Origin of the sequence: Stenotrophomonas sp. 17(2023), from assembly GCF_030345315.1 — a bacterium.
In the GTDB taxonomy this organism is placed as follows: domain Bacteria; phylum Pseudomonadota; class Gammaproteobacteria; order Xanthomonadales; family Xanthomonadaceae; genus Stenotrophomonas; species Stenotrophomonas acidaminiphila.
The window spans coordinates 938,095-961,963 of sequence record NZ_CP128405.1; the positions used below are offsets into that span (position 1 = coordinate 938,095).

22 protein-coding genes and 11 tRNA genes are annotated in these 23,869 nt (G+C 67.7%); 26 read left to right on the forward strand and 7 right to left on the reverse strand.

Going from position 1 to position 23,869, the window contains the following annotated elements:
* Positions 1–60 precede the first annotated feature (60 nt).
* Both phoB and QQA12_RS04130 read right to left on the reverse strand, forming a co-directional pair.
* The gene (phoB, locus tag QQA12_RS04125) at positions 61–750 is read right to left on the reverse strand and encodes a phosphate regulon transcriptional regulator PhoB (protein ID WP_054663482.1); all 690 of its coding nucleotides are present in this window, start codon (positions 748–750) and stop codon (positions 61–63) included.
* Between the two features lie 119 nt (positions 751–869).
* Complete coding sequence (locus tag QQA12_RS04130) at positions 870–2,525, reverse strand: M48 family metalloprotease (RefSeq protein WP_226050241.1); 1,656 nt, start codon at positions 2,523–2,525, stop codon at positions 870–872.
* A 151-nt stretch (positions 2,526–2,676) separates the two neighbouring features.
* Here QQA12_RS04130 and grxC point away from each other — a divergent pair, with 151 nt between their 5' ends.
* The 3 genes from grxC (at position 2,677) to QQA12_RS04145 (ending at position 4,473) form a co-directional block, all read left to right on the forward strand.
* Positions 2,677–2,952: a glutaredoxin 3 gene (gene grxC, locus QQA12_RS04135; protein ID WP_054663488.1), complete on the forward strand. Its 276-nt coding sequence runs from the start codon at positions 2,677–2,679 to the stop codon at positions 2,950–2,952.
* On the forward strand, positions 2,949–3,338 hold the full coding sequence (locus QQA12_RS04140; RefSeq protein WP_054663491.1) for a carboxymuconolactone decarboxylase family protein: 390 nt from the start codon (positions 2,949–2,951) through the stop codon (positions 3,336–3,338). The genes grxC and QQA12_RS04140 overlap by 4 nt, the downstream gene beginning before the upstream one ends.
* Positions 3,339–3,468: 130 nt before the next feature.
* The gene (locus QQA12_RS04145; protein WP_054668603.1) at positions 3,469–4,473 is read left to right on the forward strand and encodes an isocitrate dehydrogenase; all 1,005 of its coding nucleotides are present in this window, start codon (positions 3,469–3,471) and stop codon (positions 4,471–4,473) included.
* Positions 4,474–4,591: 118 nt separating this feature from the next.
* Here QQA12_RS04145 and QQA12_RS04150 read toward each other — a convergent pair whose 3' ends face one another.
* Entirely contained in the window at positions 4,592–5,353 is a 762-nt protein-coding gene (locus QQA12_RS04150; RefSeq protein WP_226050240.1) for a Bax inhibitor-1/YccA family protein, read from the reverse strand.
* A 134-nt stretch (positions 5,354–5,487) separates the two neighbouring features.
* On the opposite strand from QQA12_RS04150, the gene QQA12_RS04155 reads away from it, so the two are divergent.
* The 16 genes from QQA12_RS04155 to QQA12_RS04230 all read left to right on the forward strand — a co-directional run bounded on the left by QQA12_RS04155 (position 5,488) and on the right by QQA12_RS04230 (position 15,715).
* Positions 5,488–5,564, forward strand: a tRNA-Pro gene (locus QQA12_RS04155).
* 44 nt (positions 5,565–5,608) lie between these two features.
* Positions 5,609–5,685, forward strand: a tRNA-Arg gene (locus QQA12_RS04160).
* 33 nt (positions 5,686–5,718) lie between these two features.
* A tRNA-His gene (locus tag QQA12_RS04165) sits at positions 5,719–5,795 on the forward strand.
* Between the two features lie 81 nt (positions 5,796–5,876).
* A tRNA-Lys gene (locus QQA12_RS04170) sits at positions 5,877–5,952 on the forward strand.
* Positions 5,953–6,062: 110 nt separating this feature from the next.
* A tRNA-Lys gene (locus QQA12_RS04175) sits at positions 6,063–6,138 on the forward strand.
* Between the two features lie 184 nt (positions 6,139–6,322).
* A tRNA-Leu gene (locus QQA12_RS04180) sits at positions 6,323–6,407 on the forward strand.
* Positions 6,408–6,575: 168 nt separating this feature from the next.
* Positions 6,576–7,871: a trigger factor gene (gene tig, locus QQA12_RS04185; protein ID WP_226050239.1), complete on the forward strand. Its 1,296-nt coding sequence runs from the start codon at positions 6,576–6,578 to the stop codon at positions 7,869–7,871.
* A 72-nt stretch (positions 7,872–7,943) separates the two neighbouring features.
* Positions 7,944–8,570, forward strand: coding sequence for an ATP-dependent Clp endopeptidase proteolytic subunit ClpP (gene clpP, locus QQA12_RS04190; RefSeq protein ID WP_054663499.1), 627 nt, complete (start codon positions 7,944–7,946; stop codon positions 8,568–8,570).
* A gap of 127 nt (positions 8,571–8,697) precedes the next feature.
* The gene (gene clpX / locus QQA12_RS04195) at positions 8,698–9,978 is read left to right on the forward strand and encodes an ATP-dependent Clp protease ATP-binding subunit ClpX (protein WP_054663502.1); all 1,281 of its coding nucleotides are present in this window, start codon (positions 8,698–8,700) and stop codon (positions 9,976–9,978) included.
* 145 nt (positions 9,979–10,123) lie between these two features.
* Entirely contained in the window at positions 10,124–12,580 is a 2,457-nt protein-coding gene (gene lon / locus QQA12_RS04200) for an endopeptidase La (RefSeq protein ID WP_226050238.1), read from the forward strand.
* 208 nt (positions 12,581–12,788) lie between these two features.
* Positions 12,789–13,061, forward strand: coding sequence for an HU family DNA-binding protein (locus tag QQA12_RS04205; protein WP_054663508.1), 273 nt, complete (start codon positions 12,789–12,791; stop codon positions 13,059–13,061).
* A gap of 12 nt (positions 13,062–13,073) precedes the next feature.
* A tRNA-Val gene (locus QQA12_RS04210) sits at positions 13,074–13,148 on the forward strand.
* Between the two features lie 31 nt (positions 13,149–13,179).
* Positions 13,180–13,256: transfer RNA gene (locus tag QQA12_RS04215), tRNA-Asp, on the forward strand.
* A gap of 85 nt (positions 13,257–13,341) precedes the next feature.
* Positions 13,342–13,418 (forward strand) — tRNA-Asp (locus QQA12_RS04220).
* Positions 13,419–13,485: 67 nt separating this feature from the next.
* Positions 13,486–13,562: transfer RNA gene (locus QQA12_RS04225), tRNA-Asp, on the forward strand.
* Between the two features lie 182 nt (positions 13,563–13,744).
* Positions 13,745–15,715 (forward strand): peptidyl-prolyl cis-trans isomerase, encoded by a 1,971-nt coding sequence (locus QQA12_RS04230; RefSeq protein ID WP_226050237.1) that lies wholly within the window; start codon positions 13,745–13,747, stop codon positions 15,713–15,715.
* A gap of 120 nt (positions 15,716–15,835) precedes the next feature.
* On the opposite strand, the gene QQA12_RS04235 is transcribed toward QQA12_RS04230, so the two are convergent.
* On the reverse strand, positions 15,836–17,050 hold the full coding sequence (locus QQA12_RS04235) for a lytic transglycosylase domain-containing protein (RefSeq protein WP_226050236.1): 1,215 nt from the start codon (positions 17,048–17,050) through the stop codon (positions 15,836–15,838).
* Positions 17,047–17,811, reverse strand: a complete 765-nt coding sequence (gloB, locus tag QQA12_RS04240) for a hydroxyacylglutathione hydrolase (RefSeq protein ID WP_226050235.1) — start codon at positions 17,809–17,811, stop codon at positions 17,047–17,049. The genes QQA12_RS04235 and gloB overlap by 4 nt, the downstream gene beginning before the upstream one ends.
* Positions 17,812–17,891: 80 nt before the next feature.
* Here gloB and QQA12_RS04245 point away from each other — a divergent pair, with 80 nt between their 5' ends.
* Genes QQA12_RS04245 through dnaQ form a run of 3 tightly spaced genes read left to right on the forward strand, consistent with a single transcriptional unit; the run spans position 17,892 to position 19,684 of the window.
* On the forward strand, positions 17,892–18,476 hold the full coding sequence (locus tag QQA12_RS04245) for a class I SAM-dependent methyltransferase (protein ID WP_226050234.1): 585 nt from the start codon (positions 17,892–17,894) through the stop codon (positions 18,474–18,476).
* 21 nt (positions 18,477–18,497) lie between these two features.
* Positions 18,498–18,956: a ribonuclease HI gene (rnhA, locus tag QQA12_RS04250; protein WP_054663524.1), complete on the forward strand. Its 459-nt coding sequence runs from the start codon at positions 18,498–18,500 to the stop codon at positions 18,954–18,956.
* 2 nt (positions 18,957–18,958) lie between these two features.
* Positions 18,959–19,684, forward strand: a complete 726-nt coding sequence (dnaQ, locus tag QQA12_RS04255; protein ID WP_054663527.1) for a DNA polymerase III subunit epsilon — start codon at positions 18,959–18,961, stop codon at positions 19,682–19,684.
* Between the two features lie 37 nt (positions 19,685–19,721).
* Here the strand turns inward: dnaQ and QQA12_RS04260 are convergent, their stop codons facing one another.
* Positions 19,722–20,426 carry a protein phosphatase 2C domain-containing protein gene (locus tag QQA12_RS04260; RefSeq protein WP_054663530.1) on the reverse strand — a complete coding sequence of 235 codons (705 nt, stop codon included), beginning with the start codon at positions 20,424–20,426 and terminating at the stop codon, positions 19,722–19,724.
* Positions 20,427–20,638: 212 nt separating this feature from the next.
* Here QQA12_RS04260 and QQA12_RS04265 point away from each other — a divergent pair.
* A tRNA-Ser gene (locus QQA12_RS04265) sits at positions 20,639–20,729 on the forward strand.
* A gap of 111 nt (positions 20,730–20,840) precedes the next feature.
* Positions 20,841–21,239: a DUF6165 family protein gene (locus QQA12_RS04270; protein ID WP_054663533.1), complete on the forward strand. Its 399-nt coding sequence runs from the start codon at positions 20,841–20,843 to the stop codon at positions 21,237–21,239.
* A gap of 21 nt (positions 21,240–21,260) precedes the next feature.
* Here the strand turns inward: QQA12_RS04270 and QQA12_RS04275 are convergent, their stop codons facing one another.
* Positions 21,261–22,307, reverse strand: a complete 1,047-nt coding sequence (locus QQA12_RS04275; protein WP_226050233.1) for a glycosyltransferase family 9 protein — start codon at positions 22,305–22,307, stop codon at positions 21,261–21,263.
* 22 nt (positions 22,308–22,329) lie between these two features.
* On the opposite strand from QQA12_RS04275, the gene QQA12_RS04280 reads away from it, so the two are divergent.
* Entirely contained in the window at positions 22,330–23,079 is a 750-nt protein-coding gene (locus QQA12_RS04280; protein WP_054663539.1) for a 3-deoxy-D-manno-octulosonic acid kinase, read from the forward strand.
* The gene (locus QQA12_RS04285; RefSeq protein WP_226050232.1) at positions 23,079–23,843 is read left to right on the forward strand and encodes an MBL fold metallo-hydrolase; all 765 of its coding nucleotides are present in this window, start codon (positions 23,079–23,081) and stop codon (positions 23,841–23,843) included. The genes QQA12_RS04280 and QQA12_RS04285 overlap by 1 nt, the downstream gene beginning before the upstream one ends.
* The last annotated feature ends 26 nt before the right edge of the window (positions 23,844–23,869 follow it).

Below are 23,869 nucleotides of genomic sequence, written 5' to 3' on the forward strand. Positions count from 1 at the left end.
AACCTTGGGAACCGTGACCGGTTATAGCAGGAAGCACGGGCGCCGGCCGCGGCGCCGTGCTCAGACCGAGGCCGAGAAGCGGTAGCCGGCGCCGCGCACGGTCTGCACCATGTTCTCGGCGCCGAACGGTTCCAGGGTCTTGCGCAGGCGGCGGATGTGCACGTCGATGGTGCGCTCCTCCACGTAGACGCTGCCGCCCCACACATGGTCCAGCAACTGCGAGCGGGTGTAGACGCGCTCGGGATGGGTCATGAAGAAATGCAGCAGGCGGTACTCGGTGGGGCCGATCGAGACCGGCGCATCGCCGGCGAATACCCGGTGCGCGGCGCCGTCGATGCGGATCGGGCCGATCGCCACGCTGCCGTCCTCGTCGTCGTCGCGGGTGCGGCGCATGACCGCGCGGATGCGCGCCAGCAGTTCGCGTGCCGAGAACGGCTTGACCACGTAGTCGTCCACGCCGGCCTCGAGCCCGCCGACGCGGTCGTTTTCCTCGCCCCGTGCGGTGAGCATGATGATCGGCACGTCGCGGGTCAGCGCTTCCTTGCGCCAGCGGCGGGCCAGCTCCAGCCCGCTGGTGCCCGGCAGCATCCAGTCCAGCAGGATCATGTCCGGCACGCGGTCGGCGATGGCGGTCTGTGCCTCCAGCGCGTCGCCGGCGTGCACCGGCTCGTATTCTCCCTTGCGCAGTGCGAACGCGACCATGTCGCGGATCGCCGGTTCGTCATCGACGATAAGAATGCGTTTCTGCACGTCTTGCCTACCATGAAGCCCATCGGACCGGATGTGCCCAGTAGACTACGGTTTGATGACCGGTTTGTGACATCGCCGGCGGCGCCGTCCCCCCGGCTTCCCGCCGGCAGCGCGTGGGGTCAGCGGCGCTGCATGTCCGGGTCGCGCATGCCCAGCCGGCGCATTTCCAGCACGGTCGGCATGATCGCCTCGATCCGCGCGTCCACCCGGGCGCGGCTCACGTAGTCCAGGCCGGGCTGCTTGAGCAGCGCCTGGAACTGCAGCAGGGCCTGTTCCGGACGCCCGTTCAGGTAGGCGGCCTCGGCATAGGCCTCGCTGGCGCGCGCGTTGTCGCCGGCCAGCTCGCAGGCGCGGGCGAAGGTGCGCTGGAACACCGGGTCGTCGCCGGCGCGGGCCAGCAGCGGGCGCAACATGGCCTGGGCGCGCTTGCCGGCCTCCCTGCCGCCCTGCTCGTTGAGTACCTGGGCGTAGGTCAGCGCCACCGGGCGGCTCTGCGGCAGCTTCTGCAGCAATGCCTCGAAGCGGCGGTTGGCGTCGGCGTGGCGGCCGTTGCGCGACTCGGCTTCGCCCAGCGCCAGGTTCACCCACAGGTTGTCGGGGTGCTTGGACTGCAGTTGCTGCAGCTCCTGCAATGCCTGCTGCAGCGCGCCGGTGCCGTCGCGCAGTTGGGCGATGGCCACGCCATAGCGCTGCGGATCGCTCAGGCCATCCTTCTGGCTGCGGCGCAGGTCCTCGTATTCGCGCACCAGTTCGGACGGCGTCGGGGCGCTGAGCACGCGCAGGCGTTCGCGGGCCCAGTCGAACTGGCCGCTGGCGCCGCGCGGCAGGCCGATCGACGGCAGCGACAGCTGCAGCGAGCCGGGCAGCAGCGGGTTGCCGCTGGCCCTGGCCGGATCGGGAATGGGGTCGGCCGGGTTCACCCGCTCCTGGCGCACGCCGCCGGGGGTGGTGGTGGTCAGCAGCACCGTGTCCTTCTTGATCTGCTCGGCGCGGGCCTTGGCCTCGCTGATGCGGGTGATGTTCACCGGATGGGTGCGCAGGAAGTCGGGCGTCGAGTAGCCGCCCTCGTTGCCGCGCATGGCCGCCGACATCCGCTCGAAGAAGCCGGCCATCGCATCGACGTCGTAGCCGCTGCGCGCCAGCGTACGGATGCCGAGCCGGTCGGCCTCCGATTCGTTGGAACGGGTGAAGTTGATCTGCAGCTGCTGCATCAGGCCCATGCCCGAGCTGATTGCCGCCATGGTGGCGTCGCCGGAGGAGTTGCCACCGGCCTGCTGCGCCGCGATCACCGCCGCGAGCATGCCCAGCAGGATCGGTATCTGGTCGCGCTGCGCCTTCTCGACGCTGCGCAGCACGTGCTGCTGGGTGACGTGCGAGATTTCGTGCGACAGCACCGCCGCGACCTCGTCCTCGCGCTCGGCGGTCAGCACCAGGCCGGCATTCATGCCGATGTAGCCGCCGAGGGTGGCGAAGGCGTTGATCTGCCGGTCCTTGAGCATGAAGAAGGTGAACTTCTGCTGCGGCTGGGCGCTGTTGGAGCCGAGCCGGGTACCCATGGACTGCAGCCAGTCGTCGACCAGCGGATCGTCCACCAGGTAGCCGTAGTTGCGCAGTTCGCGCAGCATCATGCCGCCATACTCGGCCTGCCGCGCCGGGGTGAGCAGTTCACCGGCGGATGAGCCGATGTCCGGCAGCTTGCTGTCCTGGGCCCGGGACAGGGGAGTGGCCAGGGCCAGGGCCAGGGCGACGGCGGTGGCGAGCAGCAGGGTTCGCAAGCGTGGGGCTCCGGTGAGGCTGGGCGGAGAATGACGGGGAAGCGGGCCGCAGGTGTGAAGCACAGGTTAACCCGCAGTGTTCCAGCGTTGGGCGGTGTGATCCGGCGCACCGCTACCATATAGGGACACCATTCCCCGCGCGGAGTTTCCCGTGAGCACCCAGACCCCCGAGATCACCATCTACTCCACCGCCGTGTGTCCTTACTGCGTGGCGGCCAAGAATTTCCTCAAGAGCAAGGGCCGCACCTGGAACGAGGTGCGCATCGACCTGGACCCGGCCGAGCGCGAAAAGATGATGGCGCTGACCCGCCGTACCAGCGTGCCGCAGATCTTCGTCGGCGAGGTCCATGTGGGCGGTTACGACGACATGATGGCGCTGCACCGTGCCGGCAAGCTGGAGCCGCTGTTCGCGGGGCAGGGCGCATGAGCGGCGCCGACAAGGACCGCGTGGCCGAATTCACCGAATTCCGCCAGCGCATGAACCAGCGCATCCTGGCCGAACCCAACCAGGTCGTGCGGCGCTTCTTCGCGCTGGACACGCAGACCTACCAGGCCGGCGCGCTGGACGTGAAGACCAAGGAGCTGCTGGGCCTGGTGGCCTCGCTGGTGCTGCGCTGCGACGACTGCATCAGTTACCACGTGGCCCAGTGCAAGGACGCCGGGGTCAGCCGCGAGGAGTTCTTCGAGACCTTCTCGGTGGGCCTGGTGGTCGGCGGCTCGATCGTGATCCCGCACCTGCGGCGCGCGGTGGACTTCCTGGACCAGCTGGAGTCCGGGGCCGCCGAGGCGCCGGCCGGGCACGACCACGGCTGAACCTGCGACCTTGGTCCAGTTGGGGCGGGGCGGGCGGATCAGGCATAATTGACAGTTGAAACTTTTGGATGCGCCTGATCCCGGGCAGCCGGCCGGCGCACGCTCCCCCTCCCAGTTCGGAACCCAAATCATGACGCAGACAATCACCGTCATCCGCGGCGATGGCATCGGCCCGGAAATCATGGACGCGACCCTGTTCGTGCTCGACAAGCTCGGCACCGGGCTGTCCTACGAGTTCGCCGATGCCGGCCTGGCCGCGCTGGAAAAGCACGGTGAGCTGATTCCGGCCAGCACGCTGGAATCGATCAAGAAGAACAAGGTCGCGCTGAAGAGCCCGCTGACCACCCCGGTCGGCGGTGGCTTCAGTTCGATCAACGTGGCCCTGCGCCGCCAGTTCGACCTGTACGCCAACGTGCGTCCGGCGATCTCGTTCCCGAACACCAAGTCGCGCTACGAGAACGTCGACCTGATCACCGTGCGCGAGAACACCGAAGGCGCCTACCTGTCCGAAGGCCAGGAAGTCTCGGCTGACGGCGAGACGGCGTTCTCCGGCACCCGCATCACCCGCAAGGGTTCCGAGCGCATCGTGCGCTATGCCTTCGAGCTGGCCCGCAGCACCGGCCGCAAGAAGGTCACCGCCGTGCACAAGGCCAACATCATCAAGTCGACCTCGGGCCTGTTCCTGAACGTCGCCCGCGAAGTGGCCGCGAAGTACCCGGAAATCGAGTTCCAGGAAATGATCGTGGACAACGCCTGCATGCAGCTGGTGATGCGCCCCGAGCAGTTCGACGTGATCGTCACCACCAACCTGTTCGGCGACATCATCTCCGATCTGTGCGCCGGCCTGGTCGGCGGCCTGGGCCTGGCCCCGGGCGCCAACATCGGCGAGAGCGCGGCTATTTTCGAAGCCGTCCACGGCACCGCGCCGGACATTGCCGGCAAGGGCATCGCCAACCCGTGCGCGCTGCTGCTGGGCGCCGCGCAGATGCTGGACCACGTCGGCCAGCCGCAGAACGCCGAGCGCCTGCGCAAGGCCATCGTCGCCACCATGGAAGCCAAGGATTCGCTGACCGGCGACCTCGGCGGTACCGGCGGCACCATGGACTTCGCCCGGGCCATCGCCAGCCGCCTGTAACCGCGGCGCGGCATCGAGGAAAGCAGAAAGGGCGCCGATGGCGCCCTTTCTGGTTCCGGTTCGCGCTGGTGACGGGCCAGGCCTGCGCGGCGGCGTGCCGCCCGGCGCCGGCCTGTGGTCAGTTGCGCGACTGCAGCTTGGACAGCCGGCGCAGGAACTCGATGTACAGCCATACCAGCGTCACCATCAGCCCGAACGCTCCATACCATTCCATGTACTTCGGTGCCCCGGCTTCCACGCCACTCTCGATGAAGTCGAAATCCAGCACCAGGTTCAGCGCGGCGATCACCACCACGAACAGGCTGAAGCCGATGCCGATCAGGCCCGAATCGTGGATGAAGGGAATGTTGATGTTGAACAGCCCCAGCAACAGGGTCGCCAGGTACACCAGGGCGATGCCGCCGGTCGCCGCCACCACGCCGAGCCTGAAGTTCCCGGTGGCCTTGATCAGCCCGCTGCGGTAGGCGAACAGCAGTGCGGACAGGGTGCCGAAGGTCAGCAGCACCGCCTGGAACACGATGCCGTCGAAATGCGCCTCGTAGAGCGCCGGGATCGTGCCCAGGAACAGGCCTTCGAGCAGCGCATGGAGCGGTGCGCTGACCGGCGCCCAGCGCTTCTTGAAGAGGGTGACCATGGCCAGCACGAAGCCGCCGATCAGTCCGCCCCACAGGTACAGGCGCGCGCCGCTGGCACGCTCGCCGGTATCGGTCAGCGCCTGGTTCCAGGCGAAGGCCGCGGTGAGTACCGCCAGCAGCAACAGCAGGCCGGTCTTGTTGACGGTGCCGTTGAGGGTCATTGCCCCGGCGCCGCGCGAGACCACCGCACCGCTGCCGGGATCGAGGAAGGTGGAGTCGGATAGGGCTGGATTGCCGCTGCGCACGTGAGGCGCCCGGGTCGGATGTGGATGCCGGCGGCATAACCAACCGCCGTCGCGATGAAATCCGCCGTTGACAGACTGCTCCACAGTTCCGACAATAGCCGACCTTTCGGGGGGAACCTCGGGAGATTCACCGCCGGGGTATAGCGCAGTCTGGTAGCGCGCCTGCTTTGGGAGCAGGATGTCGGGGGTTCGAATCCCTCTACCCCGACCATCCGATGCGACCAGCGCGTGTTGGAGTGCGACGATCCGGTCAGAGCGCCCGTAGCTCAACTGGATAGAGCACCGGCCTTCTAAGCCGGCGGTTACAGGTTCGATTCCTGTCGGGCGCGCCAATCGGCGCAAGCGGTGGGTTGTAGTTTTCAGTGGTGGCTGTAGCTCAGTTGGTTAGAGTACTGGATTGTGATTCCAGTGGTCGGGGGTTCGAATCCCCTCAGCCACCCCATTGAACAGAAAGACGCCGGAATGTGCATTCCGGGGTTGAAGGAACTGAAGGGTGCAGGTATCATTTGCCCCCTGATTTTCAGGGCCGTTAGCTCAGTTGGTAGAGCAGTTGACTCTTAATCAATTGGTCCAAGGTTCGAATCCTTGACGGCCCACCAACAAAGACAGCCACCTGGCACGCCGGGTGGCTGTTTTCCTCTAGAGTGAGGGTCCTGCGTTTTCCTGCAGGAATCCGGTGTCGCAGGCAGCAGTGCGCACCCATGTTTCAGGGCTGTTAGCTCAGTTGGTAGAGCAGTTGACTCTTAATCAATAGGTCCAAGGTTCGAATCCTTGACAGCCCACCAGACAAGGGCATCCGCTACGGCGGATGCCCTTTTCTTTGCCTGCTTCCGGGCGTGGCCGGTGCATCCCGATGCCGTGGCCTTGCCGTCCCCGCGGTCGGCGCTCCCTGGGGGCGATCGCCTGCAGGTGCAAAAGGCGCATCCGGCAGCTTTTTTGCCCACAGGTCTGCAACAATGCCGGCCGGACGCGAAAGTGGCGGAATTGGTAGACGCCCTGGATTTAGGTTCCAGTGCCGCAAGGCGTGGGGGTTCGAGTCCCCCCTTTCGCACCATCCGTGTGTCTGCCGGATGTTCCCCGGGCGCACCTGTCCGGGGGCAGGCTGGAAGCGCCAGCCGGAATCGGCGAAACTACAGGGCTGCGGCGGAATCATGTCCGTCGGAAACCGTTCATCTTCCACATCGTGCCGGGGGCCAGGGCGCCACCGGTGGCAGGAGTCCACATGCAAGCTTCGATCGAATCCACCGGCAACCTGGAACGCCGCCTGACCTTCTCCCTGCCGGAGGAGCGCCTGCAGAGCCACATCAACGGCCGGCTCGGCGAGATCGCGCGCACCGTGCGCATCAAGGGCTTCCGTCCGGGCAAGGTGCCGGCCAAGGTGGTCGAGCAGCGTTTCGGCCAGCAGGTGCGCGCCGAGGCGATGGACGGCCTGCTGCGCGAGACCTTCGACGCCGCGCTGCGCCAGCATGAGCTGCGCATCGCCGGCAATCCGCGCATCGACAAGGCCGGCGAAGGCGAATTCGATTTCGTCGCCACCGTCGAGCTGGTGCCGGATTTCGGCGATGTCGACGTGACCAAGCTGACCGTGGTGCGCCACAGCGCCGAAGTCACCGACGCCGACATCGACCAGATGATCGAGAACCTGCGCCAGCAGCGCCGCAGCTGGAAGGCGGTCGCGCGTGGCGCGCAGGAAGGCGACCTGGTCGCGCTGGAAACCTGGTCGCAGGCCGGTGACGAGCGGCTGCCGGCCGAAGGCGCCGAGCAGGGCACCATCATCATCGGCCAGGGCATGATGTTCGAGCAGATCGAGCAGGGCCTGGTCGGCCTGGCCAAGGGCGAAGAGAAGACGCTGGACGTCGAGTTCCCGGCCGACTGGCGCGTGCCGGCCCTGGCCGGCAAGAACGTCAAGGTGACGGTCAAGGCCACCGAGGTGTCCGAGCCGGTGGTGCCGGAGGTCGATGCGGCCTTCATCAAGAGCTTCGGCGTGAAGAACGGCGAGCTGGCGCAGTTCCGCGCCGACATCCGCGCCAACCTGGAGCGCGAGCTCAAGGGCGCGCTGATGAACCGCCTGCGCCGTGAAGTGGGCGAGCAGCTGATCGCCGCCTATGCTTCGGTCGAGCTGCCGCCGCGCCTGGTCGAGAACGAAGCCCGTGCCATGCTGGCGCAGCAGGTCGACGCGATCCGCCGCCAGGGCGGCAACCCGGGCCAGGTGCCGGCCGACGCCCACGAGGGCTTCAAGGACGCCGCCTCCAAGCGCGTGCTGGTCGGCCTGCTGGTCGGCGAAGTCGCACGCCGCAACGACCTGCGCCTGGATCCCAAGCGCCTGAACGAAACCATGCGCCTGATCGCCTCGACCTACGAAGAGCCCGAGCAGGTCATTGAGATGTACCGCAACGATCCCCAGCTGATGAGTGGCCTGCAGAACCGCGTGATGGAAGAGCAGGTCATCGACTGGATCGCCGAGCGTGCCCAGCACACCGAGCAGGTGCTGACGTTCCAGGAAGCGATCCGCCCGTAAGGCGGTCGCTCCACCCGCCCCGCGCCCTGGCGCGGGGTGATGTTTCCCCGTCAAGATTAGGTGCCCCACGTAATGGACAACCGAGCCAAAGCCCTGAACCTGGTTCCAATGGTGGTCGAACAGACCAGCCGCGGCGAGCGCGCCTATGACATCTACTCGCGCCTGCTGAAGGAGCGCCTGATTTTCCTGGTCGGCCCGATCGACGACCACATGGCGAACCTGGTGGTGGCGCAGCTGCTGTTCCTGGAAGCGGAAAACCCGGAAAAGGACATCAGCATCTACATCAACTCGCCCGGTGGCGTGGTCACCGCCGGCATGGCGATCTACGACACCATGCAGTACATCAAGCCGGACGTGAGCACCATCTGCGTCGGCCAGGCCGCCTCGATGGGCGCGCTGCTGCTGGCGGCGGGCGCGGCCGGCAAGCGCTTCGCGCTGCCCAATTCGCGGGTGATGATCCACCAGCCGCTGGGTGGCTTCCAGGGCCAGGCCACCGACATCGACATCCACGCCCGCGAGATCCTGACCCTGCGCGCGCGCCTGAACGAGGTGCTGGCCAAGCACACCGGCCAGTCGTTGGAGACCATCGCGCGCGACACCGAGCGCGACAACTTCAAGAGCGCCGCCGATGCCCAGGCCTATGGCCTGGTGGACCAGGTCCTGGAGCGGCGTCCCGACGAGTCGATCCAGCCGGCGTGACCGGCCTAAGTAGCCGAAAACACGGCGTTTTCTGCAGGGTCGGAAGTGGACTGGCGTCCATCCGGCCCTGTGCTATTCTCGAAATCGAACCCCCTGTTCACGGGGGGAGCAACTGGGTAAGCGAAGCATGAGCGAAGACCGGCAAGGTCGTTCCGGAGACAGCGGCAAGATCCTTTACTGCTCGTTCTGCGGCAAGAGTCAGCATGAAGTACGCAAGCTGATCGCGGGTCCGAGCGTGTTCATCTGCGATGAATGCGTGGAGCTGTGCAACGACATCATCCGCGAGGAACTTGAGGAAAAGGCGCAGTCGGCACGCAGTTCGCTGCCCAAGCCGCGCGAGATCCTCGAGGTCCTGGACCAGTACGTGATCGGCCAGAACCGCGCCAAGCGCACGCTGGCGGTGGCCGTGTACAACCATTACAAGCGCATCGAGAGCCGTCAGAAGAGCGACGACGTCGAGCTGTCCAAGTCCAACATCCTGCTGGTCGGCCCGACCGGTTCGGGCAAGACGCTGCTGGCCGAGACGCTGGCGCGGCTGCTCAACGTGCCGTTCACCATGGCCGATGCGACCACGCTGACCGAAGCCGGCTATGTCGGCGAGGACGTGGAGAACATCATCCAGAAGCTGCTGCAGAAGTGCGACTACGACGTCGAGAAGGCGCAGCAGGGCATCGTCTACATCGACGAGATCGACAAGATCTCGCGCAAGAGCGAGAACCCGTCGATCACCCGCGACGTGTCCGGCGAAGGCGTGCAGCAGGCCCTGCTGAAGCTGATCGAAGGCACCGTGGCCAGCGTGCCGCCGCAGGGCGGGCGCAAGCATCCGCAGCAGGAATTCCTGCAGGTGGACACCAAGAACATCCTGTTCATCTGCGGCGGTGCGTTCGCCGGCCTGGACAAGGTCATCCAGCAGCGCTCCAGCGAGGCCGGCGGCATCGGTTTCGGTGCCAAGGTCAAGAGCAGCGAGCGCAAGCAGGAAGTGGGCAAGGTGCTGGCCGAGGTCGAGCCCGAGGACCTGATCAAATTCGGCCTGATCCCGGAGTTCGTCGGCCGCCTGCCGGTGGTGGCGACCCTGGAGGAGCTGGACGAGACGGCGCTGGTCAGGATCCTGACCGAACCGAAGAACGCCATCACCAAGCAGTTCAAGAAGCTGTTCGAGATGGAGAACGTCGAGCTCGAGTTCCGTCCGGACGCGCTGTCGGCCATCGCCAAGAAGGCGCTCAAGCGCAAGACCGGCGCGCGCGGCCTGCGCACCATCGTCGAGTCGGTGCTGCTGGACACCATGTACGACCTGCCGTCGCAGGAAAACGTGAGCAAGGTGGTGGTGGACGAGTCGGTCATCGAGCACAAGTCCGAGCCGTACGTGATCTACCAGACGCCGCCGGCCAAGGCTGCATCCGGTGACTGAATAGGCAGTTCGGACATCCTGCCCGGGTGGGATGAAGCCCGGTTCAGGTGCTCCTCCTACGCCACTTGCATCACCCCGCCGATGGCCCCATAACGGGGCCATCGGCTTTTTTCATGGCCACCCCCGAATCCAAGTGGAGCCCCCCATGGCCCAGACCCAAACCGAAGTCCTCGACCTGCCGGTCCTGCCGCTGCGCGACGTGGTGGTGTTCCCGCACATGGTCATCCCGCTGTTCGTCGGGCGCGACAAGTCCATGCAGGCGCTGGAACGGGCGATGGAAGCGGACAAGCGCATCCTGCTGGTCGCGCAGAAGTCGGCCGAGACCGACGACCCGGCCGCCGCCGACCTGTACACCGTCGGTACCCTGGCGCAGGTGCTGCAGCTGCTGAAGCTGCCTGATGGCACCATCAAGGTGCTGGTCGAGGGCCTGGCGCGCGTGGCCGTGGACAGGATCCGCGAGCAGGACGGCGCGCTGCAGGGCGCCGGCACCGAACTGGGATCGGACGAATCGCGCGAGTCGCGCGAGATCGATGCGATCGCGCGTTCGCTGATGTCGCTGTTCGAGCAGTACGTCAAGACCAACCGCAAGCTGCCGCCGGAGCTGCTGCAGACCCTGAACGGCATCGAGGAGCCGTCGCGGCTGGCCGATACCATCGCCGCGCATATCGGCGTGCGCCTGGCCGACAAGCAGAAGCTGCTGGAAACGCTGCAGGTCGGCGACCGGCTGGAGATGCTGGTGGGCCTGGTCGATGGCGAGATCGACGTGCAGCAGCTGGAAAAGCGCATCCGCGGCCGGGTCAAGTCGCAGATGGAGAAGAGCCAGCGCGAGTACTACCTCAACGAGCAGATGAAGGCCATCCAGAAGGAGCTGGGCGATCTGGACGACGCGCCGGGCGAACTGGACGAGCTGGCGCGCAAGATCGCAGAGGCCGGCATGCCCAAGGCAGTCGAGGCCAAGGCCAGGAACGAACTCAACAAGCTCAAGCAGATGTCGCCGATGTCGGCCGAAGCCGCGGTCGTGCGCAACTACCTGGAGTGGCTGCTGGGCGTGCCGTGGAAGAAGCGCACCAAGGTGCGCAAGGACCTGAAGGTCGCCCAGGACACGCTCGACGCCGATCATTACGGGCTGGACAAGGTCAAGGACCGCATCCTCGAGTACCTGGCCGTGCAGTCGCGGGTCAAGCAGATGAAGGGCCCGATCCTGTGCCTGGTCGGGCCGCCGGGCGTGGGCAAGACCTCGCTGGGCCAGTCCATCGCCAAGGCCACCAACCGCAAGTTCGTGCGCATGAGCCTGGGTGGCGTGCGCGACGAGGCCGAGATCCGCGGCCACCGCCGTACCTACGTCGGCTCCATGCCCGGGCGCATCGTGCAGAACCTCAACAAGGTGGGCAGCAAGAACCCGCTGTTCGTGCTCGACGAGATCGACAAGATGTCGATGGATTTCCGTGGCGACCCGTCGTCGGCGCTGCTGGAAGTGCTCGACCCCGAGCAGAACAACGCCTTCAACGACCACTACCTGGAAGTGGACCTGGACCTGTCCGAAGTGATGTTCGTGGCGACCTCCAACTCGCTCAACATCCCTGGCCCGCTGCTGGACCGCATGGAGGTGATCCGCATCCCGGGCTACACCGAGGACGAGAAGCTCAACATCGCCACCCGCTACCTGGTGCCCAAGCAGCTCAAGGCCAACGGCCTGCAGCCGGAGGAACTGGCCATCGACGAGGACGCGATCCGCGACATCGTGCGCTACTACACGCGCGAGTCCGGCGTGCGCAACCTCGAGCGCGAGATCGCCAAGATCTGCCGCAAGGTGGTCAAGGAGATCGCGCTCGCCGGCCCGCAGCCGGCCAGGAAGACTGCCCGGAAGTCCGCCAAGAAGCCCAGGGCGCTGGTGGTGGTCGACGCCGCCAACCTGGACAAGTACCTGGGCGTGCGCCGCTTCGACTTCGGCCGTGCCGAGGAAGAGAACGAAGTCGGCCTGGTCACCGGCTTGGCCTGGACCGAGGTCGGCGGCGACCTGCTGCAGATCGAATCGACGCTGATCCCGGGCAAGGGCGCGGTGACGCTGACCGGCCAGCTCGGCAACGTGATGAAGGAATCGGCGACGGCGGCGCTGTCGGTGGTGCGCGCACGCGCCCAGGCGCTGGGCATCGACGTGGACTTCCTGCAGAAGCATGACGTGCACCTGCACGTGCCCGATGGCGCCACCCCCAAGGATGGCCCCAGTGCCGGCATCGCCATGGTCACCTCGCTGGTGTCGACGCTGACCCGGGTCCCGGTCAAGGCCGATGTCGCCATGACCGGCGAGATCACCCTGCGCGGCCGCGTCACCGCCATCGGCGGCCTGAAGGAGAAGCTGCTGGCTGCGCTGCGCGGCGGCATCCGCACGGTGGTCATCCCGGAGGAGAACCGCAAGGACCTGGCCGACATCCCGGCCAACGTGACCCGCGACCTGGACATCATTCCGGTGAAGTGGATCGATGAGGTGCTGGACATCGCGCTGGAGACGCCGCTGGCGCCGAAGAAGGTGCGCAAGAACGGCCAGCGGGTGGCGGTGCGGGGGCGGGCAAAGGCAGCTCCGGCCGCGCGCGTCAAGCACTGATGATGAACGCAAAATCCCTTGAAACCCGCGTCGTTATTGGCTTTTCGGCTTGCGTGGGTAGGGGGGCGCTGGTATAAAAGTGCGACTCACGCGCCCGCTCGATGAGCGGGCGACGTGTTTGCAGGATCTTACGGCCGCCGCCGCCGCTGTGATGGCGACGACCAATCCAATCTATTCCGCGGATTGCCGCATAGGGAGTTATTACATAATGAACAAGACCGAATTGATCGACGGCGTTGCCGCTGCTGCTGACCTCTCCAAGGCCGAAGCCGGCCGTGCGGTCGATGCCGTCGTCGCCGAGATCACCAAGGCGCTGAAGAAGGGCGACGCCGTGACGCTGGTGGGTTTCGGTACCTTCCAGGTCCGCGAGCGTGCCGAGCGCACCGGTCGCAACCCGAAGACCGGCGACACCATCAAGATCGCCGCTTCGAAAAATCCCGCTTTCAAGGCTGGTAAAGCCCTGAAGGACGCTGTAAACTAAGCGGCTCACCGGGGGTGCTTAGCTCAGTGGTAGAGCGTCTCCCTTACAAGGAGAGGGTCGGGGGTTCGAAACCCTCAGCACCCACCACGAAGAAGCACCGTCGAGCAGTATTGAAAGTGGAGCGGTAGTTCAGCTGGTTAGAATGCTGGCCTGTCACGCCGGAGGTCGCGGGTTCGAGTCCCGTCCGCTCCGCCAGTTTCAAGAAGGCCCCTGAGCAATCGGGGGCCTTGCTTTCTCTCCACTCTTCCTGGAGTGGTGCTGGAAGCAAACAATCAAGTGCGGAGCGGTAGTTCAGCTGGTTAGAATGCTGGCCTGTCACGCCGGAGGTCGCGGGTTCGAGTCCCGTCCGCTCCGCCAGTTCCACCCGCCACTGCATGCAGTGGCACCCCGGTCGCGAAGTCGACCGGTAGCGGTTGCAATATGCGGAGCGGTAGTTCAGCTGGTTAGAATGCTGGCCTGTCACGCCGGAGGTCGCGGGTTCGAGTCCCGTCCGCTCCGCCATTGATTCGAAGCCCCGGGCAAAAGCCCGGGGCTTTTTTTTCGCCATCTGCCCTTGCCCTGGCCGCCGCCACGGCAACGACGTCGTGCGTGGACGGGGAGCGCACGCGCAGCCGGCGCCGGTTGGGAGTCAGGCGGGAAGCGGGTTACACTGTCCGGCTCGCCAATCAGGCCTTGATTTTCCCATGCTGCAGAAACTCCGCGACAAGACCTCGGGCTGGATCGTGACCGTGATCCTGGGGCTGCTGATGATTCCGTTCCTGTTCGTGATCGACAACAGCTACCTGGGTGGTGTCGGTGCGCAGAACGTCGCCAAGGTATCCGCACCGCCGTCGTGGTGGCGCTCGGCGCCGTCGTGGTGGCCGATGTCGTTCCTGTGGAACCACCATGAGATCAGTGTCGAGGATTTCCGCACGCGCTTCGAACAGGCGCGCATGGATGCCCGCCAGCAGCAGGGCGACAGCTTCGATCCGCGCGAGTTCGAGACCACCGAGAACAAGCGGGTCGTGCTCGACCAGCTGATCGACGAGCAGGTAGTGCGGCTGGCCGCCGAGGACGCGCGGATCGTGATCGGCGACGAAGCGGTGCGCAATTACATCGCCGCGATCCCGGCGTTCCAGCGCGACGGCAAGTTCGATGCCGAGCAGTACCGCCTGGTGCTGGCGCAGAGCCAGCCGCCGCGCACCCCGGCGATGTTCGACCAGGTGGTCCGCACCAGCCTGCAGCAGTCGATCATCCCGACCGCGCTGGCGCAGTCGGGCTTTGCCACCAAGGGCGAAAGCGAGCGCCTGCTGAAGCTGCTGGGCGAGACGCGCGACGTGGAGTTCGCCATGCTGCCGGCGCCGGAGGCCGACACCGCCGCGGTGGACGACGCGCAGATCAAGCAGTGGTACGACACCCATACCCGCGACTTCATGCAGCCGGAAAGCGTGTCCATCGAGTACGTCGAGCTGGATGCGGCGCGCATGCCGGCGGCCACGCCGGCGGACGAGGCGGCCCTGCGCCGCCGCTATGAAGAAGAGAAGGCACGCTTCGTCAAGCCGGAGCAGCGCCTTGCCTCGCACATCCTGATCAGCGCCGGCAGCGACGCCGCCGCGCAGAAGGCCGCCGAAGCCAAGGCCGCCAAGCTGGCCGCCGACGCGAGGCAGCCGGGTGCCGACTTCGCCGCGCTGGCCAAGGCCAATTCCGATGATCCGGGCTCCAAGGCCGAAGGCGGCGACCTGGGCTGGGTCGAGCACGGGGTGATGGTGAAGCCGTTCGAGGACGCGCTGTTCGCCATGCAGCCGGGCGAGATCAGTGGCCCGGTGAAGACCGAGTTCGGCTACCACGTGCTGAAGCTGCGCGAGGTCAAGGGTGGCGAGGGACGTCCGTTCGAGGAGGTCCGCGACCAGCTGGCGGCCGAGCAGCTGCAGGCCGATACCGAGCGCGCCTTCAACGAACTGGGCGGGCGCCTGGTGGACCTGGTCTACAAGAATCCGACCGTGCTCGATTCGGCGGCCAAGGAAGTGGGCCTGCCGGTGCAGACGCTGGGGCCGTTCACCCGCGCCACCGCCAGCGGCATCGCCGCCAACCCGGCGGTGCTGCGTGCGGCGTTCTCCGACGCGCTGAAGGAGGACGGCACGGTCAGCGACCCGATCGAACTGGGCCCGAACCACAACGTGATGATCCGCGTGACCGCGCATACGCCGGAACAGGCCATCCCGCTGGCGCAGGCGCGCGAGCAGGTGATCGCCGCGGTGCGTGCGCACCGTACCGAGGAAGCAGCGAAGAAGGCGGCCGATGCGCTGCTGGCCAAGCTGCAGGTCGGGCAGACGCTGCAGGCGCTGGCCGAGGGCGAGAAGCTGCAGCTGTTGCCGATGCCGGGCCTGCCGCGTTCGGCGCCGGTGCCGACGGCCGCCGCCAATCGGGCGGTGTTCAGCGTGGTGCCGCCGACCGACGGCAAGCCGAGCTACGGCAAGGTGGAGATGGATGACGGCCGCTATGCGGTGTTCGCGGTGACCAAGGTCACCCCGGGCGACCTGAAGGAAGTGCCGGAGCCGCAGCTGGCGATGCTGAAGCAGCAGCTGAGCCAGATCGACGGTGCGGCGGCGGCCAAGGCGTTCGTCGATGGCCTGCGCAAGCGCTTCAAGGTGCAGGTGCAGGAATCGCAGCTCTGACCCCGGGGCGCGGCCGGGGCGTTGCAGCGAACGTCCCGCACGCCCCATGAAGCAGAAAGCCCGGCACGCAGCCGGGCTTTCGCGTTTTTGCCATCGCTGGCGCGCCACCGCACCGAAGGGTCAGCGGCTTTCCTCGAAACGCAGCACCATGCCGGGCTTGAGGATCGCGTTGGCGTCAAGGTTGTTGCGGGAAAGCAGGGTCTTGACCGGAATGCCGTAGCGGCGTGCGATCGTCCAGGCCGATTCGCCGCTGCGGACCGTATGGCGGCCACGTCCCGTGCCGGTGGTGCTCGCGGTGGCCACGGCGGTGCCCGCGACATCGACGCGGGCCGGGGCGGGCAGCGACACCGCTGGCGTGGTGGATGCCGCTATCTGGCTTTCGCTGCCCAGGAGCATGTCCGGCAGTGCCGGTGCCAGCACCCGGACACCGGCGCGCTTGCCGTTGACGGCGGGGTTGAGCCGGGCCACGCGCGCCGGGTCCAGCGCATTGCGCGCCGACCACTCGGCCAGGGTGGTGCCGGCCGGCAGCGCATGACCACGCAGGACCGGTACCGGGCGGTCGAGGGCGGCCATCAGCTCCGGCTCCTTCTCCGCCTGTTCGAGCACGCATGCCAGGGCATGCAGCTTCTCGACATAGGCATGGGTGATCGGCGACAGGCCCGGCAGCTCGGCCGGACGCGCGTTCTGCGCGTTCATGCCACCGCGGCGCAGCGCCTGCAGGATGCGGTACTCGCCCGCGTTGTAGGCCATGACGGCCAACTGCCAGTCGCCGCCGAACATGCCGTAGAGCGTTTTCAGGTAGCGCACCGCGGCGCGGGTGGAATCGACCGCCGACAGCCGGCCGTCATATCCGCTCTCCATCGGTACCCGGTGATTGCGCGCGGTGGTGGCGATGAACTGCCACAGCCCGGCCGGGCCGCTGGCATTGCGCGCGCCCGGGCGGTAGCCGCTTTCCACGAAGGGAATCAACGCGAACTCGGTGGGCAGGCCGGCCGCACGCAGTTCGTCCACCACATAACCGAACAGTGGCAGGGCGTCATCCTCGACATTGCCCAGCCGTGACGGTGCGTGCGCGAACTGCCTGCGCCAGCGCGGGCTGGTGGCGTCCGCATCGCATTGCGCCATCGCCAGGCCCTCGCGGAAGCTGGCGAATATCTGGTGGCCATTGCGGGTGAGCGGCGCCGGCAGGGCCGCGGGGTCGGCGGGCAGGGCCGCGAGCGAGGCGATGTTCTGGGTCAGGCCGGCACTGGCCGGCAGCGACTGCGCGCCGGCGGTGACGCCGGCACCGGCGCCGAGCAGCAGCCCCAGCGCCAGGGACAGGCCACGCCGCCTCACGCGCGGAAACCGTCTTTCCAGCGCCGTAATTCGGCGAACACTTCCACTTCGTCCAGTGGCGCGCGGCCCAGCCGCGCGGCAATGGCCTGGCGCACGGGTTCGGCATGCGTGCGCAGGAAGGGATTGCATTCCAGTTCGCTGGCCAGCAGCGAGGGAACGGTAGGGCGGGAGCGGCTGCGCATGTCCATGGCTTCCTGTTGGCGGCGATGCAATGCCGCGTTGGTGGGATCGACATGCCGCGCGAACACGGCATTGCCCAGCGTGTATTCATGCCCGCAGCAGACCCGCGTCTGCGCCGGCAGTGCCGCCAGTCGCCGTAGCGAGGCCAGCATCTGGGCGGGCGTACCTTCGAACATGCGTCCACAGCCCAGGCTGAACAACGTGTCGCCACAGAACAGATGACCGTGGCCATGGAAGGCGATATGGCTCCGGGTGTGGCCGGGGACGGACAGCACCGAGAACGTGAAACCGGACGATTCTACCCGGTCACCTTCGCCCACTCTTTCACATTCCAGGTGAATTCGTTCATCTTCCGGTGCGAAGACCGCCAGGTCGGGCCAGCGTGCGCGCAGTTCCGCGACTCCGCCGACGTGGTCGTCGTGGTGGTGGGTAAGCAGCACGGCGGCCGGCCGCATGCCCTGCGTGGCCGCGTCCAGCACCGGTTGCGCCTGGCCCGGATCGACGAACATGGTGCTTCCATCCGGCGCCTGCAGCGCCCAGATGTAGTTGTCCTGGAATGCAGGCAGGGCGGTCAGTCGCATAGAATTGGACCATGCCTGCCGCCCCGTTCCCCCGTCAAGCTGCAGTCTCGGCCTGGTTTGAGAAGACTGGAGCGGCGGCGATGCGGGCCGCGGAGCAGCGCCACCTGCTCGATCAGGTCGGCGGGTTTCCCGCGCAGCCCTGGCTGTGGCTGTCTCCCTGCGCGACCTGGCTGCCCGCCGAGGCGCCTGCCGGGCGCGGAGTGCGGCTGCACCGGGCGGCCGATGGACGCGGCTGGGACGGGGACGTGTGCTGTGCCCTGCCGCTGCCGCTGCCCTCGGAGGCGGTCAACGCGATCATCCTGCAGCACGTCGCCGCGCTGGACCTGGAGCCGCTGTTGTCCGAGTGCGCGCGGGTACTGATGCCCGGGGGCCGGCTGTGGATGACCCTGCTCAACCGCTACAGTCCCTACCGTGCCCGCTGGCAATGGCAGGGGCCGCGGCCGCCATCGGCCACGCGGTGCCAGTTGCGGCTGCAGCGCGAGGGGCTGCGGGTACGCTCGGTGCGTCATTTCGGGCCGCTGTGGAGCGATGCCGGCCCTGCCGGCGGCAAGGCGTTGCCGGCATTGCGCGCGGTCTGCGTACTGGAATTCGAGAAGCGTGCGGCGGCCTTCATCGGCCCCGAAGCCGCCCGCCCCGTGGGCTGGGGCGGACAGGTGGCGACCTGACGCTCCATACAACGGAACAACATGAAATCAATCGAGATACATACCGACGGCGCCTGCCTCGGCAACCCGGGGCCGGGCGGCTGGGCAGCGCTGCTGCGCTACAAGGCGCACGAGCGCGAACTGTCCGGTGGCGAGGCCCATACCACCAACAACCGCATGGAGCTGATGGCGGCCATCGCCGGGTTGGAGGCGCTCAACGAGCCGTGCACCATCATGCTGCAGACCGATTCGCAGTACGTGCGGCAGGGCATCACCGAGTGGATGCCCGGCTGGGTGCGGCGCCACTGGAAGACCGCGGGCGGCGACCCGGTGAAGAACCGCGACCTGTGGGAGCGCCTGCACGCGGCCACCCAGCGGCACCAGATCGAGTGGCGCTGGGTGAAGGGCCACAACGGCGACCCGGACAATGAACGCGTGGACCAGCTGGCCCGCGATGCAGCAATCCGCGTGCGCGATGGCGCCGCCGGCAACCGAGGTTGAGCATGCGCCAGATCGTCCTTGATACCGAAACCACCGGCCTGGAGTGGAAGAAAGGCAACCGCGTGGTCGAAATCGGCTGCGTCGAACTGCTCGAGCGCCGGCCCAGCGGCAACAACTTCCATCGTTACCTCAAGCCCGACTGCGAGTTCGAGGCCGGTGCCCAGGAGGTGACCGGCCTGAGCCTGGAATTCCTGGCGGACAAGCCGCGCTTCGAGGAGGTCGTCGACGAATTCCTGGCCTACGTCGATGGCGCCGAGCTGATCATCCACAACGCCGCGTTCGACATGGGCTTCCTCGAGAACGAGATGGCGTTGCTGGGCAGGGGGCCGCTTGCCGAGCGGGTGCGGGTGACCGATACCCTGGCGATGGCGCGCGAGCGCTTCCCCGGCCAGCGCAACTCGTTGGACGCATTGTGCAAGCGCCTGGGCGTGGACAATTCGCACCGCCACCTGCACGGCGGCCTGCTCGATGCGCAGATCCTGGCCGACGTCTACATCGCGCTGACCTCGGGGCAGGAGGAGATCGGCTTCGGCCTGCCGGAGTCCGAGGTCATGGGTGCGGCGGGCGCGGTGCAGGCTTTCGATGCCGCGGTCCTGCTGCCGCGTCCGCGGGTAGTGGCCACGGCCTCGGAACTGCAGGCCCACCAGGCGCGCCTGGAGCGCCTGCGCAAGAAGGCCGGCCATGCCTGGTGGGATGGCGCCAGGCCGGAGGAAGTGGCCGGCGCGTAACCGACGGCGGCAACGACTGCCGCCCGTCGGGCCGTGCTCAGTGGCAGCGCACCAGCAGCGCGGTGATGTTGTCCGAACCGCCGCCGTCCAGCGCGGCGGCCACCAGCGTGTCCACGCATTCCTGGGCGCTGCAGTCGGCCTGGGCCAGGGTCTGCGCCAGGTTGCGGTCGTCCACCTCCTCGGTCAGCCCGTCGCTGCACAGCAGCAGCTGCATGCCCGGGCGCAGTTCGCCGGTCATGGTGGCGACGTTGAGGTGGGCCGGATCGGTGACGCCCAGTGCCTGGGTGACGACGTTGCGGTGCGGGTGGGCGCGGGCCTGCTCGACGGTCAGCGAGCCCTGGGCGATCAGTTCCTGCACGTAACTGTGGTCCTGGCTCAGCTGGGCCAGCTTGCCGTCGCGCCACAGGTAGGCGCGGCTGTCGCCGACCCAGGCCACCTCGAAGCGGTTGCCCTGCACCCGCGCGGCGACCACGGTGGTGCCCATGGGCAGGCTGTCGTTGCGTCGGCGCGAGGCGCGGATGATCTCCTCGTCGGCGATGCGGATGGCCTGCGGCAGCGCGGTGCCGCCGCGTACCTCGCGCACGATGGTCTCGCGCGCCAGCGCGCTGGCGACTTCGCCGCAGGCATGGCCGCCCATGCCGTCGGCGACCAGCCATAGCCCCAGCTCGCCATCACCGTAATAGGTGTCCTCGTTGAGCTGGCGGCGCAGGCCGACGTGGCTGAGGTGTCCGAATTCGATCATGGGCGCCCGTGGTGGGCCATTTCCGGTGGAAAGGCGTTTCATGATCGCGTCCGTGCCGGTGCGCGGCAAGAGCCGGCGGCGTGGCTGCCGGGCGGCAGGCCGGCGCGCGGGACGGGCTGCGATGGGGCACGGGCGGCTGCACGGCGAAAAAAGCGCTTGTCCGCGCTGCCAAGGCCTCGTATCATTCGCAGCCCGGTACGCCGGGAACCACCGGGAAGGTGGCAGAGTGGTTGAATGTACCTGACTCGAAATCAGGCATACGTTAATAGCGTATCGGGGGTTCGAATCCCCCCCTTCCCGCCAGATCTGGAAACGGCCCCCGACGGGGCCGTTTTCGTTTCCGGACCGCGGGCCGGCACCACGTGCGGCCGTGCCGGCCGCTACACTGATCGCCTCGTTTCCCTGGTGTCCGTCATGTCCGAAATCCTGGTGCCCGTGTCCTTCGGCGAACTGCTCGACAAGATCTCGATCCTGCAGATCAAGTCCGAGCGCATGAGCGATGCGGCCAAGCTGGCGAACGTGCGCAACGAACTGGCCGCGCTGGAGCGCACCTGGAACGCGCATCCGGCGGCGAGCCGGGAGATCGATGGCCTGCGCGCGGAACTGAAGGCGGTCAACGAGCGGCTGTGGGACATCGAGGACGACATCCGCCTCAAGGACAAGGCGCAGGCGTTCGACGCGGGGTTCGTCGAGCTGGCGCGCAGCGTGTACTTCCAGAATGACGAGCGCGCGCGGATCAAGAAGGCGATCAACCTGGCGCTGGGGTCGGGCTACGTGGAAGAGAAGTCCTACGCGGACTACCGCGCGCGCTGAACCGCTGCGGGTCCGGCCGGCTCAGGCGGCGTGGTCGGCCACGTAGCGCTCGAACGCGGCGATGGCGTCGTCCACGGTGACCAGCTCCATCACCCCGTCGAACTCGATCTTCGTACCCCACTTCAATTCGGCGGCGGGCCTGCGCAGGAAGCGGCGCGCCGCGGCGTCGTAGCGGTCCACGCAGTAACGGCGGTCCGAATACGGGCCGCTGCGCTCGGGGTTGCTGGCCGCATGCAGGCCCAGCACCTTGGTGCCGACCGCGTTGGCGATGTGCATGGGCCCCGAATCGGGCGTCATCAGCAGGTTGGCGCGGGCCAGCAGGGCCGGCAGCTGCTTGAGCGTGTCGCGGCCGACCAGGTCCAGTGCCGGCGCATGCATCGCGGCCAGGATCGCGTCGGTGGTGTGCCGTTCCAGCTCGCTGCGGCCGCCGCACAGCACCACCCTCCAGCCACGGGCGGCGGCATGGTCGGCAACCGCCGCGTAGCGGTCGGCATGCCAGTTGCGGCGTGCGTGGCTGGAGCAGGGCGAGATCATCAGCACCGGGCGGCCGTCGTCGTCCCATTGCGCGCGCGCCCAGTCGTGGGCCTCGGCCGGCGTGGCCAGGTCCCAGCTCACCGTGGTCTGCTTCAGTCCCAGCGGCTCGCAGAAGCTGCCGATGGCGTCGAGCACGTGGATGCCGGGGCGGTCGGGGATGCGCTCGTTGATGAACAGCCCATGCAGATCCTTGGAGCGCGAGCGGTCGTAGCCGATGCGGCGCCGGGCGGGGATGAAGGCCGACAGCACGTTGGCGCGGAAGGCGACCTGCATCTGCAGCAGCGCGGCGAAGCCGGCCGCGGGCAGTTCGCGCCGCAGCGCGCGCATGCCGGCCAGCCCGGACTTCTTGTCGTAGACGTGGAACACCACGCCGGGCAGCCCCTCGAGCAGGCGGTACCCGGCCTTGTCGATCACCCAGTGCAGCTCGACGCCCGGCCGGGCCTGCTGCAGCGTGCGCACCAGCGGGACCACGTGGGTCACATCCCCGAGTGCGGACAGGCGCAGGAGGCACATTGGGGAGGACGCTGAAGGCATGGTGTTGTTAGACTCGCGGTGAATGGTCGCTTTCGACGCCACTGAAGCGCTGACGCCTTGCCGCGAAGGCCGCGGCTATGGCGCCATTCTGTTCGACCGCCAACATCTGCGGCAAGCCGAAACCACCTTGTTTTCGCCTGCGCACTGGGGCGGCCGGGCGCGGCCGGTGGGCGAGGGCGGGCGCGGCGGGGCGTGGTTCGTGGATGCGCCGTTCGGCCATTGCGTGCTGCGCCACTACCTGCGCGGCGGAGTCGCCGCCCGGCTCAGCCGCGATCGTTACCTGTGGCAGGGCGCCGACCGTACCCGCAGCTTCGCCGAGTTCCGCCTGATGCGGAAGCTGATCGCACTGAAGCTGCCGGTGCCGCGGCCGCTGGCCGCGTTCTACATGCGCCAGGGCGCAACCTACCGCGCCGCGATCCTGATGGAGCGGCTCGATGGCGTGCGTTCGCTGGCCGACCGCGCGCTGGTGGCCGGGCGCGGCGCGCCATGGGAGGAAGCCGGACGCCTGATCGCGCGCTTCCACCGCGCGGGGCTGGACCACGCCGACCTCAACGCGCACAACATCCTGTTCGACGCCGGCGGCCATGGCTGGCTGATCGACTTCGACCGCGGCGTGCTGCGCATTCCCGCCACGCGCTGGCGCGAGCGCAACCTCAAGCGCCTGTTGCGGTCGCTGCTGAAGCTGCGCGGCGAGCGCAGCCGTGAAGACGTGGAGAAGGATTTCGCGCGCCTGCGCCGCGCCTACGACCTGGCCTGGAACCGGGGCGTGTGATGGAGTGGGCACTGCGCTTCCTCGGCGTCGGCAACGCCTCGGCGGTGGAACTGGGTTCGCCGATGGCGGTGATCGAGCGCGATGGCCGGCCGTGGCTGACCATCGACTGCGGCGGCGAAGGGCTGACCGCCTACCAGGCCCGCTATGGCGCGATGCCCGATGCGCTGTTCGTCACCCACGTGCACCTGGACCACGTGGCCGGTTTCGAACGGCTGTTCGTCGATGCGTACTTCAATCCGGGACGGCGCGGGCGGGTGCGGCTGTACGTGCCTGCGCCGGTGGTGCCGCTGCTGCACCGGCGCGTCGGCGATTACCCGAACGTGCTGGCCGAAGGCGGCGCCAATTTCTGGGACGCGTTCCAGCTGGTCGTGGTCGGCGAGGCGTTCTGGCATGAGGGCATGCGCCTGGAAGCGTTCCCGGTGCGCCACCATTGGCCGGAGACGGCCTGGGGCCTGCGCCTGCAGGGCGCGCTGGTCTGGACCGGCGATACCCGGCCGATCCCGGAGATGCTGGCCCGCCATGCGGACGACGGCGAACTGGTCGCCCACGACTGCGGCCTGCACGGCAACCCCTCGCATACCGGCGTGGACGACCTGGAGCGCGAGTATCCGGAGGAGCTGCAGGCGCGCATGGTGCTGTACCACTACGCCAGTGCGGCCGATGGACAGGCGCTGCGCGCGCGCGGCCACCGCGTGGCCGATCCGGGGCAATGCGTGGCGCTGGCCGAACCCACCGCGCCGCGGGCGCTGCCGTTCCAGGACTGAACCGGGTTGCCTGCCGGCATCGCCGG

Coding starts and splice junctions, on each gene's coding strand:
- clpP (WP_054663499.1), top strand. CDS start 7,944: ATGGACAACCGAGCCAAAGCCCTGAACCTGGTTCCAATGGTGGTCGAA.
- QQA12_RS04230 (WP_226050237.1), top strand. CDS start 13,745: ATGCTGCAGAAACTCCGCGACAAGACCTCGGGCTGGATCGTGACCGTG.
- QQA12_RS04260 (WP_054663530.1), bottom strand. CDS start 20,426: ATGATCGAATTCGGACACCTCAGCCACGTCGGCCTGCGCCGCCAGCTC.
- QQA12_RS04270 (WP_054663533.1), top strand. CDS start 20,841: ATGTCCGAAATCCTGGTGCCCGTGTCCTTCGGCGAACTGCTCGACAAG.
- QQA12_RS04280 (WP_054663539.1), top strand. CDS start 22,330: ATGGTCGCTTTCGACGCCACTGAAGCGCTGACGCCTTGCCGCGAAGGC.
- QQA12_RS04140 (WP_054663491.1), top strand. CDS start 2,949: ATGAGCGGCGCCGACAAGGACCGCGTGGCCGAATTCACCGAATTCCGC.
- tig (WP_226050239.1), top strand. CDS start 6,576: ATGCAAGCTTCGATCGAATCCACCGGCAACCTGGAACGCCGCCTGACC.
- QQA12_RS04285 (WP_226050232.1), top strand. CDS start 23,079: ATGGAGTGGGCACTGCGCTTCCTCGGCGTCGGCAACGCCTCGGCGGTG.
- QQA12_RS04275 (WP_226050233.1), bottom strand. CDS start 22,307: ATGCCTTCAGCGTCCTCCCCAATGTGCCTCCTGCGCCTGTCCGCACTC.
- QQA12_RS04245 (WP_226050234.1), top strand. CDS start 17,892: ATGCGGGCCGCGGAGCAGCGCCACCTGCTCGATCAGGTCGGCGGGTTT.
- rnhA (WP_054663524.1), top strand. CDS start 18,498: ATGAAATCAATCGAGATACATACCGACGGCGCCTGCCTCGGCAACCCG.
- QQA12_RS04145 (WP_054668603.1), top strand. CDS start 3,469: ATGACGCAGACAATCACCGTCATCCGCGGCGATGGCATCGGCCCGGAA.
- lon (WP_226050238.1), top strand. CDS start 10,124: ATGGCCCAGACCCAAACCGAAGTCCTCGACCTGCCGGTCCTGCCGCTG.
- gloB (WP_226050235.1), bottom strand. CDS start 17,811: ATGCGACTGACCGCCCTGCCTGCATTCCAGGACAACTACATCTGGGCG.
- clpX (WP_054663502.1), top strand. CDS start 8,698: ATGAGCGAAGACCGGCAAGGTCGTTCCGGAGACAGCGGCAAGATCCTT.
- dnaQ (WP_054663527.1), top strand. CDS start 18,959: ATGCGCCAGATCGTCCTTGATACCGAAACCACCGGCCTGGAGTGGAAG.
- QQA12_RS04205 (WP_054663508.1), top strand. CDS start 12,789: ATGAACAAGACCGAATTGATCGACGGCGTTGCCGCTGCTGCTGACCTC.